The sequence below is a fragment of the Brevundimonas vitisensis genome, assembly GCF_016656965.1.
GTDB classification, from domain to species: Bacteria; Pseudomonadota; Alphaproteobacteria; order Caulobacterales; family Caulobacteraceae; genus Brevundimonas; species Brevundimonas vitisensis.
Genome location: NZ_CP067977.1, coordinates 1,391,132 through 1,406,304 on the forward strand (window position 1 = coordinate 1,391,132; position 15,173 = coordinate 1,406,304).

20 protein-coding genes and 1 tRNA gene are annotated in these 15,173 nt (G+C 65.4%); 15 read left to right on the forward strand and 6 right to left on the reverse strand.

What is annotated here, in order from left to right:
* Positions 1-2 precede the first annotated feature (2 nt).
* The 12 genes from JIP62_RS15245 (at position 3) to JIP62_RS15250 (ending at position 10,225) form a co-directional block, all read left to right on the forward strand.
* Positions 3-128: a hypothetical protein gene (locus JIP62_RS15245; RefSeq protein WP_269145473.1), complete on the forward strand. Its 126-nt coding sequence runs from the start codon at positions 3-5 to the stop codon at positions 126-128.
* A 2-nt stretch (positions 129-130) separates the two neighbouring features.
* Positions 131-2,503, forward strand: a complete 2,373-nt coding sequence (locus JIP62_RS07050; protein WP_201104280.1) for a coiled-coil domain-containing protein — start codon at positions 131-133, stop codon at positions 2,501-2,503.
* Entirely contained in the window at positions 2,503-3,093 is a 591-nt protein-coding gene (locus tag JIP62_RS07055; RefSeq protein WP_201104282.1) for a hypothetical protein, read from the forward strand. Before JIP62_RS07050 ends, JIP62_RS07055 begins: the two co-directional genes overlap by 1 nt.
* Position 3,094: 1 nt before the next feature.
* Positions 3,095-3,673 (forward strand): hypothetical protein, encoded by a 579-nt coding sequence (locus tag JIP62_RS07060; protein WP_201104284.1) that lies wholly within the window; start codon positions 3,095-3,097, stop codon positions 3,671-3,673.
* Positions 3,670-4,080: a DUF6950 family protein gene (locus tag JIP62_RS07065; RefSeq protein WP_201104285.1), complete on the forward strand. Its 411-nt coding sequence runs from the start codon at positions 3,670-3,672 to the stop codon at positions 4,078-4,080. The genes JIP62_RS07060 and JIP62_RS07065 overlap by 4 nt, the downstream gene beginning before the upstream one ends.
* Complete coding sequence (locus JIP62_RS07070; protein ID WP_201104286.1) at positions 4,068-5,885, forward strand: hypothetical protein; 1,818 nt, start codon at positions 4,068-4,070, stop codon at positions 5,883-5,885. The genes JIP62_RS07065 and JIP62_RS07070 overlap by 13 nt, the downstream gene beginning before the upstream one ends.
* Before the next feature lie 17 nt (positions 5,886-5,902).
* On the forward strand, positions 5,903-6,319 hold the full coding sequence (locus tag JIP62_RS07075) for a hypothetical protein (RefSeq protein WP_201104287.1): 417 nt from the start codon (positions 5,903-5,905) through the stop codon (positions 6,317-6,319).
* Positions 6,316-8,139 (forward strand): hypothetical protein, encoded by a 1,824-nt coding sequence (locus JIP62_RS07080; protein WP_201104288.1) that lies wholly within the window; start codon positions 6,316-6,318, stop codon positions 8,137-8,139. Before JIP62_RS07075 ends, JIP62_RS07080 begins: the two co-directional genes overlap by 4 nt.
* A gap of 12 nt (positions 8,140-8,151) precedes the next feature.
* The gene (locus JIP62_RS07085; protein ID WP_201104289.1) at positions 8,152-9,006 is read left to right on the forward strand and encodes a hypothetical protein; all 855 of its coding nucleotides are present in this window, start codon (positions 8,152-8,154) and stop codon (positions 9,004-9,006) included.
* An 85-nt stretch (positions 9,007-9,091) separates the two neighbouring features.
* The gene (locus JIP62_RS07090; protein WP_230974891.1) at positions 9,092-9,412 is read left to right on the forward strand and encodes a hypothetical protein; all 321 of its coding nucleotides are present in this window, start codon (positions 9,092-9,094) and stop codon (positions 9,410-9,412) included.
* Positions 9,409-9,936: a hypothetical protein gene (locus JIP62_RS07095; RefSeq protein WP_201104290.1), complete on the forward strand. Its 528-nt coding sequence runs from the start codon at positions 9,409-9,411 to the stop codon at positions 9,934-9,936. Before JIP62_RS07090 ends, JIP62_RS07095 begins: the two co-directional genes overlap by 4 nt.
* Positions 9,937-10,099: 163 nt before the next feature.
* The gene (locus tag JIP62_RS15250) at positions 10,100-10,225 is read left to right on the forward strand and encodes a hypothetical protein (protein WP_269145474.1); all 126 of its coding nucleotides are present in this window, start codon (positions 10,100-10,102) and stop codon (positions 10,223-10,225) included.
* 63 nt (positions 10,226-10,288) lie between these two features.
* Here the strand turns inward: JIP62_RS15250 and JIP62_RS07100 are convergent, their stop codons facing one another.
* Positions 10,289-10,582, reverse strand: a complete 294-nt coding sequence (locus JIP62_RS07100) for a HigA family addiction module antitoxin (RefSeq protein WP_201104291.1) — start codon at positions 10,580-10,582, stop codon at positions 10,289-10,291.
* A 67-nt stretch (positions 10,583-10,649) separates the two neighbouring features.
* Complete coding sequence (locus JIP62_RS07105; RefSeq protein ID WP_201104292.1) at positions 10,650-10,952, reverse strand: type II toxin-antitoxin system RelE/ParE family toxin; 303 nt, start codon at positions 10,950-10,952, stop codon at positions 10,650-10,652.
* Positions 10,953-11,085: 133 nt separating this feature from the next.
* Here JIP62_RS07105 and JIP62_RS07110 point away from each other — a divergent pair, with 133 nt between their 5' ends.
* Positions 11,086-11,628 carry a TIGR02594 family protein gene (locus JIP62_RS07110; RefSeq protein ID WP_201104293.1) on the forward strand — a complete coding sequence of 181 codons (543 nt, stop codon included), beginning with the start codon at positions 11,086-11,088 and terminating at the stop codon, positions 11,626-11,628.
* A gap of 1 nt (position 11,629) precedes the next feature.
* Complete coding sequence (locus JIP62_RS07115; protein ID WP_201104295.1) at positions 11,630-12,205, forward strand: hypothetical protein; 576 nt, start codon at positions 11,630-11,632, stop codon at positions 12,203-12,205.
* 90 nt (positions 12,206-12,295) lie between these two features.
* On the opposite strand, the gene JIP62_RS07120 is transcribed toward JIP62_RS07115, so the two are convergent.
* Both JIP62_RS07120 and JIP62_RS07125 read right to left on the reverse strand, forming a co-directional pair.
* Positions 12,296-12,532 (reverse strand): hypothetical protein, encoded by a 237-nt coding sequence (locus JIP62_RS07120; protein ID WP_201104297.1) that lies wholly within the window; start codon positions 12,530-12,532, stop codon positions 12,296-12,298.
* A 159-nt stretch (positions 12,533-12,691) separates the two neighbouring features.
* A complete protein-coding gene (locus JIP62_RS07125) occupies positions 12,692-13,402 on the reverse strand; it encodes an SOS response-associated peptidase (protein WP_201104298.1) in 711 nt (236 codons plus the stop codon).
* Between the two features lie 122 nt (positions 13,403-13,524).
* Here JIP62_RS07125 and JIP62_RS07130 point away from each other — a divergent pair, with 122 nt between their 5' ends.
* Positions 13,525-13,968: a hypothetical protein gene (locus JIP62_RS07130; protein ID WP_201104299.1), complete on the forward strand. Its 444-nt coding sequence runs from the start codon at positions 13,525-13,527 to the stop codon at positions 13,966-13,968.
* Positions 13,969-14,223: 255 nt separating this feature from the next.
* Here JIP62_RS07130 and JIP62_RS07135 read toward each other — a convergent pair whose 3' ends face one another.
* Both JIP62_RS07135 and JIP62_RS07140 read right to left on the reverse strand, forming a co-directional pair.
* Complete coding sequence (locus tag JIP62_RS07135; RefSeq protein ID WP_201104300.1) at positions 14,224-14,508, reverse strand: hypothetical protein; 285 nt, start codon at positions 14,506-14,508, stop codon at positions 14,224-14,226.
* 415 nt (positions 14,509-14,923) lie between these two features.
* Positions 14,924-15,000, reverse strand: a tRNA-Met gene (locus tag JIP62_RS07140).
* Positions 15,001-15,173: the final 173 nt, after the last annotated feature.

Sequence of the window (15,173 nt, forward strand, 5' to 3'; positions counted from 1 at the left end):
CGATGTGGCAGCTGACGGCCATGATGGCCGGTTTCGCCAAGGCCCATGCGCCTGCTGGTCCGGCCAAGGCCAGGGCCCCGACCCTTGAAGAACACCGCGACCGCGTGCGTCGCCTGACCGGGAGGTAAGCATGGCCGGTCGGACCGATCTGGAAGCGCTCGTCTATCAGATGAGCACGGACATCAGGCAGCTGGAGCGTCAGAACCGGCGCGCGCTGGACAATGTTGGCGGGACGGCTTCGAAGATCGAAGCCCGCTACAAAGCCATTGGCAAGTCCGATCCCGGCCAGTTCCTGAACCAGACGTTCGACCGGTCGCGGCTGGCCGTGTTCGAGGCGGGTGCCGCGCGGATTCCGATTTTTGGCCAGGCGCTGGAAGCCCTGGGTCCTGCGGGATTGATCGCTGCCGGCGGACTGGCGGCGACGGCCCTGGCGGCGACGCAGGCGATCGCGGCGATGCAGTTTGCCGATGAAATCGACGACACGGCGCAGAAGCTGAACATCGGGACAGACGCCCTGCAGGAATACCGTTTCGCCCTGACCGAGGTCGGCGGCGAGGCCAAGGATGCCGACAGCGCGATCGAAAGCTTTCAGAAGAAGCTGGGCGAAGGCCTGGCCGGTGGCCGCGCTGTAAAATGGTTTGAACGGCTGGGCTTCAGCGGCGAGGACCTGCGGGCCTTCGCCAGCACCGAAGATGCACTTGCGGCCGTGATGGACAGGATCGCCGCCCTGGGCAGCGAGGCCGAGCGGGCAGCGGTGGCGGACAAGCTGGGCCTGGGGTCGATGATCTCCCTGGCGCGGGAAGGGTCGGGGGCGCTGGAGGACCTGCGGGAAAAGGCGCGCGACCTCGGCTACGTCATGGATGCGGACCTGGTGAAGAAGGGCGCGGAGGCCAATCAGCAGTTCGAGACGATGTCGCACATCGTCAACGTCCAGCTGAAGAGCTCACTGGTCGAACTGTCGGACGAAATCCTGACGGTGGCGGGCTCGCTCGCGACGGCGCTATCGGCCATGAACGACTTCCTGGCCAGCTGGGCCGAGTTCACGCAAATGCGCGGCCAGTCCGGCATCTTTGACATCGGAAACGCAGGGGCCGCCTGGGGTTACAACTCCGGCCTTTGGGATCGCCTGCCCTGGACGCGTGGCCTCGCAGGGCGTCTGCGAGAGGGTGAGACCTGGGCAGGGGCGAATGCCGACGATCCGGCGCTGATGCGTCAGCAGATGGCCATGGGCGCGCGTCGCCAGCTCCGCCCGGACGGTGACGGCGCGCGGCTGGCGAGCCCTTCGACGGGTGGCGGTCGCGCGCGGCCGTCGGGTCCGTCGCCCGAACAGATCGCGCGGCAGGCCGCCGACCTGGAACGGAGCCTGGCGCTGGAGATCGCGCGGCTGTCGAACAACCGTGCCCTGGTCCAGGTGCTGGAACGCGAGGACGCCATCGTCCGGCGGACCGAACAGTATCTGGGTCTTCAGCTGTCGGCGACTGAGGCGAGAACGCGGGCCGTGGCCGATCAGGAGCGGGTCGACGAAGCGCGCATCCAAGGCCAGATGCACGAGGTCCAGCAGGCCTCCGTGCTGAAGGACATCGAATACGAGCGGATGCTGGGCAACGAGCGATATGCCCAGTCGATGGAGGACCGATACCAGACGGCGCGCCAGATCGAGTTCCTGATGGACAAGGGCTACGATGTTGTCAGCGCGACGGCCATGGCTGAGGCGGACCTTCTGGACACCCAGCGCGCCCGTGCCGAGGTCACCGCGCGGATCGTCGCGGATGCCGCCTTGGAACACCAGATCACCATGGCGCGCCTGAGTGGTGACGAAGAGCGCCTGCGGGTCCTGGAACGGGCGGATGAAATCAACCGGCGTGCTCGCCAAATCGAAGGGGACCGGAATCTCAACTATGGCGAAGGTGTCGCCATCGCGACCGACCAAGTCGATGCTGAGATTTCCGCCGCCACCCGGCGTGGGTTCCGGGACGGCATTCGCGGTCTTCTGGACGATTTGCAGGATGGCGGTCTGGAAGGCGTGCTGACGAGCATCTTCGATCGGGTCACAGATCGGCTGAAGGACAATCTGGCGGACCTCCTGACCGATTATCTGATGCAGCTGGGCAGCGCCCGCCCGGACGGCAGTGGCGGCGGAGGGATCATGGCGGCCGTTTCGTCATTCATGGGCGGGTTCGGCCGTCGTGCCCACGGCGGTCCGGTTCGCCCCGGCCGGTCCTACATCGTCGGAGAGCATCGTCCCGAGGTCTTCGTGCCGTCGGAGCCCGGTTCGATCCTGCCCAGTCTTTCGGCGGTGTCCAAGATGCCGATGATCTCGCGGACCGTTGTTCAGCACATCACCTATGATAATCGCGGGGCCATGCTGTTCGAACAGGCCATGGCCGAACAGCGTGCCTTTGCCATGCAACAGGCCGGGCAGGCCGCCACAGCCGCCTTCCAGGCGTCCCGTACGGTGATCCCGTCCGAAGCGGCGCGCCGCGACCGGTTCCGGCTGGGCTGATGGCGATCATCCCTGGCCTGCTGCCACGCGGCACCGAGTTCGTCATGCGTCCCATGTCCTCGGCCATGCCGCAGAGGGCTGCGTTCGGCGCAGGGCGTCGTCGCATGAATCGCCCAGGCTCGCACTGGGCCCTGTCGGTTACCGTGCCGCCCCAGTGCGCAGCCGGTGCCGGCGTGGAACTGGCCGTCGATCTGATCTCGGGCGACAGCCAGTCGATCCTGCTGCCCATTCCCGAGGCGATGGATGCCGGGCCGTGTGGCCTGCCGACCGTGGACGGCGACGGCCAGGCCGGATCGGTGCTGGCCATGGTCGGGCTGACGCCCCGGTACCCGGTTCGCAAGGGGAAGTTCTTTTCCGTCATCCATGAGGGTCGGCGCTATGTGCACTGGTGCACGGCCGAGACGCTGGCCGATGGCGACGGGAAGGCCAGCGTGCCGATCTGGCCGATGATGCGGATCGATTTCGCCGACGGCGATGTGATCGAGATGGCAAGGCCGATGATCGAGGGCGAGATCGACGCCCTGCCCGACCTCGCCCTGGACGAACTGAAGACTCTGGGCCTGTCGTTCCTGATCGAGGAAACGGACTGAGATGGACGCGGCACTGATCGCGGCCCTGGAAGCGCGCTTCCCGGTCGTCGCGAACCTTGTGACGCTGTCGCTGCCGGGCCATACCGTTCGCTGGTCGGATGGAGGGTTCGTGCGCTGGGCGGGCGAGGTCTGGCGCGTGCGGGACCAGACCTTTGGGGTCCTGGACTCCCTGTCGGAGATAGAAGACGGGATCGACGGCCAGTCCGGCACCCAGACCCTCACCATCCTGGCCCCGTCGCTCTCGGCAGTGGCGGACCTGGCGCTGAGCCCGCAGATGCAGGGCAGCCTTGTCACGGTGCACATGGCCGTGATCGACCGGGCGACGGGGCTTCTGGTCGGTGAACCGGAACTGCTGTGGCGGGGCGAACTGGACCAGCCCCGGCTGAGCGTCGGGGATCTGACGCTGATTTACGACTGCATCACCGAAGAGGCCCGCATGCTGGAGCCGAACGAAGAGCGTCGCCAGAACGACAGCTTCCACCAGTCGGTGTGGCCGGGCGAGTTGGGGTTCGGCAAGGTGACCGACCTGCCCCTTAAGGTCTATTGGCGGGCCAACGAGCCGACCGGGGCGATTTCGTGAGCCCGGCAAAGGCGGCGCAGGCCTGCATCGATCGGTTCCATGGCGCGGCCTATGAGCCCGGCAAGCGCGATTGCGCACGGCTGGGGGCACATCTGCTGCACCAATACGGCCATGGGTGCCCGCCGATGAAAGGGCAGTCCTATCGCACGGAAGTTGAAGCCCTGAGAGCCCTGCGTAAGGCGGGGTTCCGGGATCTGATCGCGGCGGTGGATGGGCTGGGTCTGAAGCGGATCGTGCCGGCCTATGCGATGACCGGCGACCTGATCGCCCTGCCCCATGATGACTTCGGGGCGACCCTGACCGTGGCGGTCGGGAACGGCGAGGTCCTTGGCTTTCAGGACGGGCGCGGCAAGATCATCAAGCCGCTCGCCTTTGCTGCTGCGTGGAGGGTTCCATGCCCCAGGTAGCCGCGGCGGTCGGTTCAGCCATCACCTATGTCGCCAATGCCTCGGCCGCCGTGGCCTCGGGCACGGCGAGCTTTGCGCAGGCGGTGACGGTGGCGGCGGTCCAGGCCGGGCTGGCGTTCGGGACCCAAGCGGCGATCGGCATGCTGGGCGGCGCGGGGCGCGAGGAAGGCAAGCCGACCGACTTCCGGCTGGACCCTGACGCCGGGATCGTGACGGCCTATGGCCGCGTGGGGTGTGCGGGCAACATCGTGCACCGCGTCGCCTATGGTCTGGACAACAAGTATCAGACGCTCTTCTGCACGGTCTCGACCGGGCCGATCAAAGGGTTCGTGTCGTTCGAGGCGGACGACGAAGTCACGACCTTCGATCCGACCTATGGCAAGTCGATTTCGGGTTCGCACGAAGGCTATATGTGGTTGCAGACCCGGTTGGGAACGCAGCCGGACACGGCCCTGACGGCCCCGACCGGGCCGGGTTCAGACCCGACTGGTCCGCCCGACTGGGACAGCGACAACCGATTCTCGGGCTTCGCCGGTTTCGCGATTACCCTGCTGGAAAACGAGAAGCAGTCCGAATACGGCGGCGGCGTCGTCAAGCCGCTGCACGTCATCGACGGCGTCTATGGCTGGGACCCCCGCCTGGACAGCACCTATCCGGGCGGAGACGGCCCCTGTCGGCTGCTGGACCCGACGACATGGGTCTTTCTGCAACGCCCGCCCCTGGTGGGATTGAACTGGTCGATCGGGGTCTGGGCGGGGGCCAGCGGCGGCGGCACCTATGGCGTGCCCTATGCCTGCAAGCTGATCAACGGAATCGGGGCGCAGGTCGAGGGCATCGACGTCGCGTCCTTCGTCGCGGCGGAGAACGTCGCCGACGTCCGGGACTGGAAGATCACGGCCTCTCCTTCGTCGAAAGACGACAAGTATGCAGTCCTGACGCAGATGCTTCAGGCCGCGGGCTGCGTTCCCTCACGCACCGCTGGCCGGATCGCCTGTGTGAACCTGGCCGAAGAAGTGCCCAGCCTGGTCACGGTGACTGCAGCGGATACGGCGGGGCCGGTCGAGATCACCCTGGGTCAATCGCGGCTGGAACGAAAGAACGCCATTACCCCCCGCCACACCAGCGCAGGACATCGCTGGGAAATGGTCCCGCTCAAGCCTATCAGCGACGACGCCTGGATCGCAGACGACGGCGGGCTGAGGCCCCTTGCTGTCGATTATCCGATGGTGCCGGAACACAACCAGGCTGCGGCCCTGGCCTATCTGGATGTGGCGGGGGCACGAGAGAAGATCACGGGCACGGTGCCGTTCAAGCCGCACATGCGCCGGATCGCGCCGGGCCATTGCTTCACCTTCGACGATTCCAACCTGTTGCTGGCAGGGGTGAAGGTCCGCTGCCTGAAGCGGTCCTATGATCCGATGACGGCGAGTGTGAAGATCACCTTCCGGCAGGAGACGGACGCCAAGCATGAGACGGCCCTGACCAAGGTCGGGGTGGCCCCGCCTGTGTCCGGGACGGTGTCGCCGCCGCCGCCATTGGTCTCGGCCCCGACCGAGTTCGAGGCCAGTGCGACGGACGGCATCGTCACCCTGGGCTGGCGCAATCCGACCAGTCCCTTCTTCGACAGCGTTGCCGTGGTGCGCGACGGTTCGGTCATCGACATCGTGGCCGGCGCACCGGGTTCGTTTGTCGAGATCGACGACAGCCCGCCTGCGGGTGCCAGCTACAGCTACTGGATCTACGCGATCGACATCACGGCCGAGTTCTCGGCCATCGTCGGCCCCCTGACCGTCATCGTTCCCTAACCTCAAGGCAGATCGCCATGGTCTATCCCGAAGTCGTGCCGATCACGGTACGGCGCAATGCCGACTATGGCGCGACGTGGGTTCTGGCCGATGGCCAGGGCTATGACGCGACCGGCACGGCGATCAATCCGCTCGACCTGACCGGTTATACGGCTGCGCTACAGGTGCGGCTGTACGGCCTGGCGGCAGGCGATCCGCTGATCGATCTGGGCACCGTCACGACGGCCATCGAAGGCATCCGTTTCGTCGAGCCCACGGCGGGCCAGATCGAAATGCGCATCGATCACGAAACGCATGACGCACTGCCCACGTCGCCCAAGGCCGGCGAGCCGGCCCGCTTCGAATACGATCTGGTCCTGATCGCGCCCGACGGAACGCGGAGCGTCTATGCGACCGGCCCCTTCATCGTTCATCCCGGAGTGACCCGCCCATGACCGAAGTGAAGCTGGCCCTGCGCGGCCTTCGCGGCGAGAGCATCGCTGACATCGCGCGCCGGGTGGGTGAGATCAATGGTCAGCCCGTCGCTCCCGATGCGACCGATGATGAGGTGATCAATCTGGCCGGGATCGGTCTGGGCGCGAATGTCCAGCCGATCCTGGACGCGGTCACAGAGGAGGCCGATCGGGCGACGCTGAAGGCTGATCTGGCAGCGGCCTGGGCCGAAGGCACCACCCCTGGCGGTCCTGGAACGGACAGCGCCAAGGGCTGGGCCTTGTCGCTTGGAGGACTGAGCTTCCTGGGCGGTTTCTTCAAGCGGGTGTCGTCGGACTATCTGTTCGGTCAAGCCGCCCGCATCCGCATCGGCAATCGCCTCTATGCCACCATTGATGCCGTGCGGGGTGTGTATCCGCGTAAGCTGACCCTTCCCGCTTCGGCGAGGGTCGATGACGACCTTTCGCAGTCGATCGTGTCGCGGCTGATCGACGGTTTGGTTGGGCCCCTGCTGAAGCCACTGAAGCCCGAGCAAGCGGCGTTGTATCGCTGGCGGGTTGGCAACCGGCTGTTGGGCATCTGGACGCTCGCGGGCGGCTTCACACCCTCGCGGGCGACCCTGCCGCGCGGGGCCAAGGTGGACGATCAGCCGGGCGTGGCCCTGGGCAGTCGACTGTCGGCGGCCGACGTGTCGGTGACGGCCAATCACGTCGCCCTGGTCAGGCTCGATGCCGGGGGTCTTCGCCAGGTGCAGACCCGTCGGCGGTCCGACGGTGCCCATTTCCAGATCACTTCGGGAGCGAGCGCCGCCTATGAGCCTTTCCTGACGCCGGATGCTCGTGTGCTGTTCTGGTCCGACGGTGAGGGCCGCTACATGCATGCTCCGGCCACGGGCGGCACCGCTGCCCCCGTCGATCCCATCAATGAGATCGTGGCCTGGGGCGACAGCCTCACCGCCCAGACGGGGAGCGGCGGCAGCGGAACGGGTCAGGGCAGCTATTCCAAGCAGCTGAAGGATCGTCTGGGATCGGTCGTTACGGCGGTGATCAATCAGGGCGTATCTGGACAGACGCCTGCCGAGGTTGCCTCGCGACAGGGCGGAGCCAACGCCCTGCTGACGGTTGCCAGCAATCTGATCCCGACGTCGGGGGCCGTGTCCGTGACCTCTTGGTCTGTCGCGCCCGTCATGCAGTTCCTCCCGACCATCGTGGGCACGCTGGCAGGCGTTCCGGGTACGCTGACGGCGCTGTCGCCGTGGGTCAGTTTCCGGCCGACGGCGATGACCTTCACCCGGACGACACCTGGAACGGCGGTCGCCTGTCCGCCGGGGACACCCTTTATCGCGGATGCAGGCGTCGCCGCTCGTCCGAAGGCGCAGCTCTATGTGGTCGGGCGGAACGACTACAGCCAATCGACCTTGCTGGCAGCGATCGCCGGAATGGTCGGTCACCAGTCGGCCTATTGTCCGCAGTGGCTGGTCGGATCGGTTCTGGCGCAACCGGGTGATCTGGACGCGGCGGGGGTGAACGCGGCGAACGCGGCCATCGCAGCGGCCTATCCCGGCAACTACGTCGATCTGAACTCGGCGCCGACGACCGAAGAAATGGCGCTGATCGGCTTCGTGCCTGACAGCTATGGCATCTACAGCAATGGCCGCACGGACGCTGCCGACATCGCCGCCAACTTCGTGCCGTCCGGCATGAGGCGCTTCGGCGACAACGACTACGTCCATCTCAACGACTTCGGCAACGCCCTGTTCGCCCTGCGCTTCTACCGAAAAATCCAGGCCATGCGCTGGTTCCCCAGCCTTGCCGCTGTCTGAGGAGACTGATCGATGACCTATGGCCTCGACTTCGCCATCCCCTATGTCGGCGACCCCGACGCCAGCCTGCCTTGGGCCGACGACGACGATGTCCTCCTGGTTCCAGGGTCGCTCGGCCTCTTGGAACTGGCGCACTCCGCCAGCCCGGTGGCGGGCGTTCCAGCGAACAACGCGGTCATTCCCAACATCGCGTGGAAACGGCTGAAGGATCTGCTGGGCTCGGGCGATGCGACGACGTTGGGCTTCGTGCGTGACGGGGCAGACATCGCCAATGTCATGGTGACCGAGCGCAGTTCCAAGGGCGGCTTGCACGGCATCGTCAGCCAGACGAACGGCACGACTTTCAACCAGGGTATGCGGATCAGGTCGGCGACCCCGCTCTATGACTACATCGCCGCCAACCAGACCCATGACTTCTATTACAGCCGCTGGGACCGGGTGACCCGCATCGCGACCTCCGGGAGCGTTCATCAGGCGGCTTTTGGGTCCAACACCTCCAACTACCTGGCCCTCATTCAGGGGACGGCCATGTTCCCCGCCTCTGCGCCCAACTTGATCGGGCAGCGCGAAAATCCCGCTTCGCCGAACGCGCTGGGAAATCGCTTCCGCGCTATCGGCATCGCAAACAACACCGGCAGCGGAGCCTTTGGCTTTGCCGATCCGGCCTGCTGGGGTGGCCGGGGTCTTTCGGCGGCCAGCGTAAATCAGGGTGCCAGCCTGGTCCTTTATCGCGCCTATCTCGAAGACCTGACCGTCTCGGGCCGCACCTATGCCCAGGTGGAGGCACTGGACCTGGCGCTGTGGACTGAGGCCATGGGCGCTGGCGGTCGATATGCCGACGACACCTTCACCGCCCCGGCGATCTAGGGCGAGGGTGCACTGGTGCACCCTGATGCCTGATCCGGGGCCAATCCAGACTGCCGCCTGACTTTCAACGCCGGGAGGGCGGACCATGGACTTGCGTGAAATCCCCGCGTTCTGGGGGCTGTGCGGCGGCGTGTTGAACGGGGCCGTCGGCCTGGTCACCGCCTATTCGTCCAAGGCCGGGAACCCCCTGGCGCGGCGCAGGGCCTGGTTCACCGTGTTGCTGGGTGCCCTGGGCGGGCCGATCATCGCTGAGGCCCTGACGCCCAGCTTCCTGGCCATCGTTCCGGCCCTGGATATGCGGGCCGTGGCCCTGGTCCTGGGCTGGGTCACGGCAAACGATCCCCGCAGCCTGTTCACATGGATACGCGACCGCTTTCTCTTGCCGCCGAAAGGAGCATCCGAATGACCTGGGCCCATCTGACCGTGATCGTGACGGGGCTTTTGTATGTGGGGGCCAGCATGGCCCTGGGCGTCGTCGTGCGCCTGCTGGGGCCGACCTATCACACCAAGGTCACCGCCCCCCTCTGGATCGTCGGCTTCTTCGCCTTCGCGGCGGTGTCGCTGCTGTGGCGGGGGGTGACGCTGCTGTTTCCGGGGCGGCTGGTCGATACTGGCGGGATCAGCCTGGTTGCACCGCTGACGGCTGTGGTGGTGGTCGGGCTTTGCCTGTTCGTTCTGGACTATGTGATGGGCGACCGATCGCCGCCGCCGCTGTTCAATCAGTGGTTCAGCTGGGCCCTCAAGCGCCGGGCGACCGATGAGGGCATCGTCCACGCGGCCTTCGCCCTGCCGCCTGCCATGCATGAGGCCGCCCCCTGCGGGGCGCAGATCAACCGCACTGGCCGGGGTCTGCGGCTGGCGGTCCTGAGCGGCGGGGCCGCGACGATCCTGATCGTGCTGGGCGTCATAGCGGTCAACGCCACGGGCTGAGGTGGTCGGCTTAGTCGATAAGTCCGTGACATGAACAAGGGGCAGGCGGACGACCGTCCTGCCCCTTTTGCCGTCATGTTCACGTCCGTGTGGCGTCATCTTTCGGCAGTTCAACACAAGACGTGACGATGGTATCGTAGGGGCCTCGTGGGGATACGAAGCCATGTCGTCCTATGTCATCTTGGCCGCGGTGATCGCGGGTGTCGTGCTGTTCGCCTTCTGGCCCAACCTTACTCGCTGGCGGCGGCGGATGAAGCGGCGCGTGCGACAGCGCCACAGCAATCCGTAATCTGGTCGCTGCGGCCCACCGCTTTCATGACGGTTCTGTACGAACGGCGTTCGTGGCGGTCCGTCAGTTCGCCGGCAGGACCTGGCGCTCGATCGAGGCGGCGACATCCGCACCCGCCCGGAGGCGGGCCAGATCATAGCGTGCCTGCATGGTCAGCAGCAGTTCGGCCGACACGCCAAATGCCTTCTCGAACTTCACCGCCATTTCGGGCGTCAGGGCGGCCTGAGCGTTCAGAACGCGGTGAAGGTGCGCGCGGGTCACCTGAAGGAGGATGGCCGCAGACGACACATTCAGCCGGTAGCTGGGCAGAGTTTCGTCGCGGATCAGTTCACCGGGGTGGCTGGGGGCGGCAAGCATGGCGGTCTCCAAGGTCTGACAGGTATGTATTGCGAAACAATACGGAATGGAAGGGGGCCGAAGCCCCCTAGTGGTAGTCCACATAGTCCAGATCGGTGATCGTTCCGGTCTTCTGATCGAGGCGGAAGGTCAGTCGCCAGTTCGGTGTCACCCGCATCGACCAGACGCCGGGATAGCCCGGCTTCAGTTCGTGAACGTGCCAGTTCGGTGCGGCATCGGCCACCTCCCGGATGCTTTGCGCGGCGGCGAGGGCCGACAGTTGAAGGTTGATGCGGGCGAGAGCCTTGGCCTCGATGCCTTTGATCCGTGAGGGAGGGGTGCCCTCGATCAGTGCCCGGATCGCCTTGTGTTTCGCGCTCTTCAGTTCCATCGCCGTCGTCCCTCTGTGTCGACGGCTATTTGTATAGTCCGACTATACAGCGTGCAAGCAAAAATGTATTGTCTAGCTATACATTTTTTCGGGCGCACGGCGTCCGTTTCGACCTTCGACATTGGAGACGACGATGAAGGCTTTGCCTGCTGCCTATGCATGGCTGGATGACATCCAGGGACTTCCGCGACTGCTGGTCGAGGCGCGCGCGCTGTTCGGCGTCACCGAGACGCCGGGCGCGGCCAGCACGCCCCAGATCATGGCCTGGGCCAAGGAAATCGGCCTTGGCAAAACCTATCCGAACGACGGCACCGCCTGGTGCGGCCTGTTCGCGGCGGTGGTAGCCAAGCGCGCGGGCTGGGACGTGGTCGCCGGGCCGCTCTGGGCCCGTAACTGGGCGCACTTCGGGCGGAAGGTGGAAGCTGCCGACGCGGCGCTTGGCGACGTGCTGGTCTTCAGCCGTGAGGCGGGCGGCCACGTCGGCTTCTATGTCGGCGAGGACGCGACCGCCTTTCACGTCCTGGGCGGCAACCAGGGGGACAAGGTCTCGATCGTCCGTATCGCCAAGAGCCGCTGCATCGCCGTGCGCCGCCCGAAATGGCGGGTGGCCGAGCCGGCCGGAGTCCGCAAGGTCCAGCTGGCCGCCAGCGGTGCCCTGTCTAGAAATGAGGCCTGACTTGACCCGCGCACTGCAAATCCTCGCTGGCTGGAAGGGCTATGCCCTCGTGCTGGCCATCGGCCTGGCTCTGGGCTGGGGCGGAGCATGGAAGGTCCGGGACGGGATGGCGGCAGAGGCCGCGCTGAAGGCCGCCCAGGCGCAGACCCGTGCCGCCACCAATGTCATTGGCCGAACCCAGCAAGCCGCCACGGTGACCGAAGGGGTCGGCCGCACGGTCGAGGCGGCGCAGGTCGAGACCCGCATCGTCTATCGGACCATCACGGAAAGGATCCCCGTCTATGTCACGCCCGAAACTGATCGCGCTGTCGTTCTGCCTCTTGGCTTCGTGCGCCTGCACGACGCGGCCGCCGCCGGGACCGTCGCAACCCTTCCCGACCGCGCCGGGCAACTTGCTGACGCCCCCTCAGGCATTGCGCTCTCTGCCGCCGCCGGCACGATCGTCGGCAACTACGGCACCTGCCTCGAATGGCGGAATCAGGTGATCGGCTGGCAGGCCTGGTATGCCGAACAGTCCGCTCGCTGGGGAAAGGGTCCGGTGCCGAACACAGGAACCGGACGGGACCCGCCGAATTGACGGGGGGTGGCGTCCATCCTCAGCGCCTCTGTCGATTAGTGCCCCGCGTATTGGCCCGCCGTCCCGAAAGGGCGGCGGGCTTTTCGGCGTTTACTCGCCCGCGCTATCCCAGCGACGCTGCAGTTCCCGAGCTTCCCGACGCTTTGCCAAGGCGATGAGGGATGGCACGATCAAAGCGTCATAGACGGTCCTTTGCCGGGGCGTGAGCGACTTCAAATCATCGTCAGCCATCAGTTTTTGAGCGACCCCCGCAGCTGCGCCGTCAAGCTCATCAATGATTTCTTCGATTTGAACGCTCAAACTCTCAGGGTCATAGTCGGACAGCATAGAATTTCCCTTTTAATGGGTGCTTACTTGAGTCGTGGCACGGCATTCGGATTCCGTCTATGCGCCCACCCGGAGAACGCCGCCTGATCGCGGCCCTAATCGTGGCCACCGCCCTAATGGCGGTGGCGCTGGCGTGGCAGGCGATGGGGGCATGAAGGCCTAGCGATCGACCGTGATAAGTGCGCCGTCCGGAAGTGGCCGCTGCAGCGCCTGAGCCTCTGCCCAAGGGGCCCGCATCCAGAGGTCGCGTTCGGTCGCCGTCGTCAGGATCACCGGCATGGCCTTGGGATGGACGGCCCCGACCTCGGCATTCGGCTCGGTCGTCAGGAAGGCGCACAGGTCCGCCGTCTCCCAGCCCGTCTTGATCTTTCGCACGCCCTGCCAGGCCGGGGTCCAGATGCCCGCGAAGAAGGTCAGCGGTTCGGGATCCTCGCCCGCCAGCCGAAACCAGATCGGGCGATACCGGCCCTCGGCATCCCGGCCGGGTTCGCTGAAGGCCGTGAGGGGGATCAGGCAGCGGTTCTCCGGGCCCAGCCAGGGCCGCCAGTGGTTGCTGGCCGTGTTGCGGACATTGGTGGTGCCGGCGTCGGGTTCCATCCGCAGCAGCTGATCGAAGTCGACGTCCTTGCCCTTGGCGCGAAGCTTGTCGGCCCGCTTGCTCGCGGCATCCAGGATCGCCTTGCGCGATGACGGCATGCCCCAACGGGCGGTCGTCAGAATGCGCTCGCCGTCCGCGTCGGCGCGGACGATCGGCACACTGTAGTCGGGATAGAGGTCGCGCGGCTCCAGGTTGCCGACGCCGGACCGCATGGCGCGGGCCAGGTCGAGGATGGCCGCAGGGCCTTTGCGAAGGCTGTATAGGTTGCACATGGCGGGAACCCTATAGGGCCAAATCGAGCCGTCGAGCCCATACAAACAGTTCGGCGCCTGCTGCATCTGATCCGCAATCATGATTTATAATCCGGCCATCGACACAGCCTACACTTGTGATAATGGCGTTCGTCCGCCTGCTTTCTGCTGGCGGTTATCGGGGGGAATATCTCATGAAGCGCACTAAGTCTTTGGCAGTGGCTATGGCCGTCGTTGGCCTCTCGGCCTGCACCACGACTGAGCGGGTAAACGTCGTCCAGCCCGGAGACACGACCTTGACCTGCAGCCAGCTGCGAGCCGAATTCGCCAAGCTGGATGAAATCCGCCGCGACGGTCAAAGCGATCAAGGCATCAATGCCGCCAACGTTGGCGCTGTCCTATTTTTCTGGCCTGCTGCCGTGGGCAACTACTTCTCCGCCCGGGACGCGATGGAGATCGCCGGACGTCGCCAAGAGCATCTGATGGTCATCTACAATCAGAAGAACTGCGATAACCCCGCCAATGCGAACCTGGCCTTCCCGGTGCCGTCGGAGTTGCTCGGCCCGATTGGATTCGGCGGACTTTAACTCAAGTCGACCAAAGATCGCTCCAGCCCCAGCGTAGCTGCCGGGGTTGGAGCAGTTGTCTCCTTGGCCTAGTCAAGCACTACCCATGTCACCGAGGCGCGTCGGTTGATCGGCCAACCCGGCCGACAGATAGTCCTGCAAGCGACCCAGCGCCTTGAGGTCGTAGGAGTCACTTCTTGGACCTGTCTTCACATTCTCGGCGATGACCATGGTCAGAAGCACCGCGTCGGCATTGTCCCGCGGCCTGATTCCTGACTAGCGTTCCGATAAGGGTGGCATGACCACCCGAGGGGCTGACGCCCGCGCGATGCCATCAACAGGCACCGCATCGCTTGGCCATGCCCACGGACCAAGCACCATGGCCCCACTGAGTTCTGCCCAGGCCGCCTTCACTGTTGCACTGGCAGCCAGCAGCGGAAGCTGTTGCGGCGATGCATAGTTGAGCGAGGCGTGGAGCTTTTGAATGCGCCGATAGCAATCCACCAGTTCCGCCAAGTCCTCGGCCGTCAGCGCCTGCTTCTTCGACGCGCCCTTGTGCATTACCGGCGCTCTCTGACGCATTGATCAAGGTGCGCCGCTCGCTCGGCCGCCCCATGCATTGCCCGGGCATTCACGAAGCGTGCATCCCTGAGGAAACGCGCGATCAATGCTTCGCTGTCCGTCGGCGGCAGTTCGAAGGCGTTCGACGTTGGGGTGGATTTGGGTCCGGCCCTGGGCATGGCGAAATCCTTTGGCTATGGCGACCGACGCCTCCCACACCCACAACGTTCTTGCAATGTTCTCATTTGGGCGGCTTGCCCGATCGTGTGGGTAAAAGAACAAGCACTGAACACCGCCCGGGACTATTCCGGGACTTTCAGTCCCGGACGACCCTTTCAGGCGCCATTTGTTCCCAAAACTCAGAGCGTGCTGACTGCCACAAAGCCGCTGTGAGGATTGTTTTCTTGCAAGAAAATGGTGGCTGGAGGCGGGCTCGAACCGCCGACCTGTGGGTTATGAATCCACCGCTCTAACCAGCTGAGCTACCCAGCCCCAAATCGACAGTGTGTCGCTTGAGTCCCGGCGGGAACTGGTCTGTCCGCCGGAAGAGGCGTGCCTATATAGGCGCAAGCGTCCCCGTTCAAGTGCAGGCTGCCCCGGATCAATCGGTCGCATGCGCAGATGGGAACATCTGGGGACACAGTCCCGTTCCGCGCGTCACATAT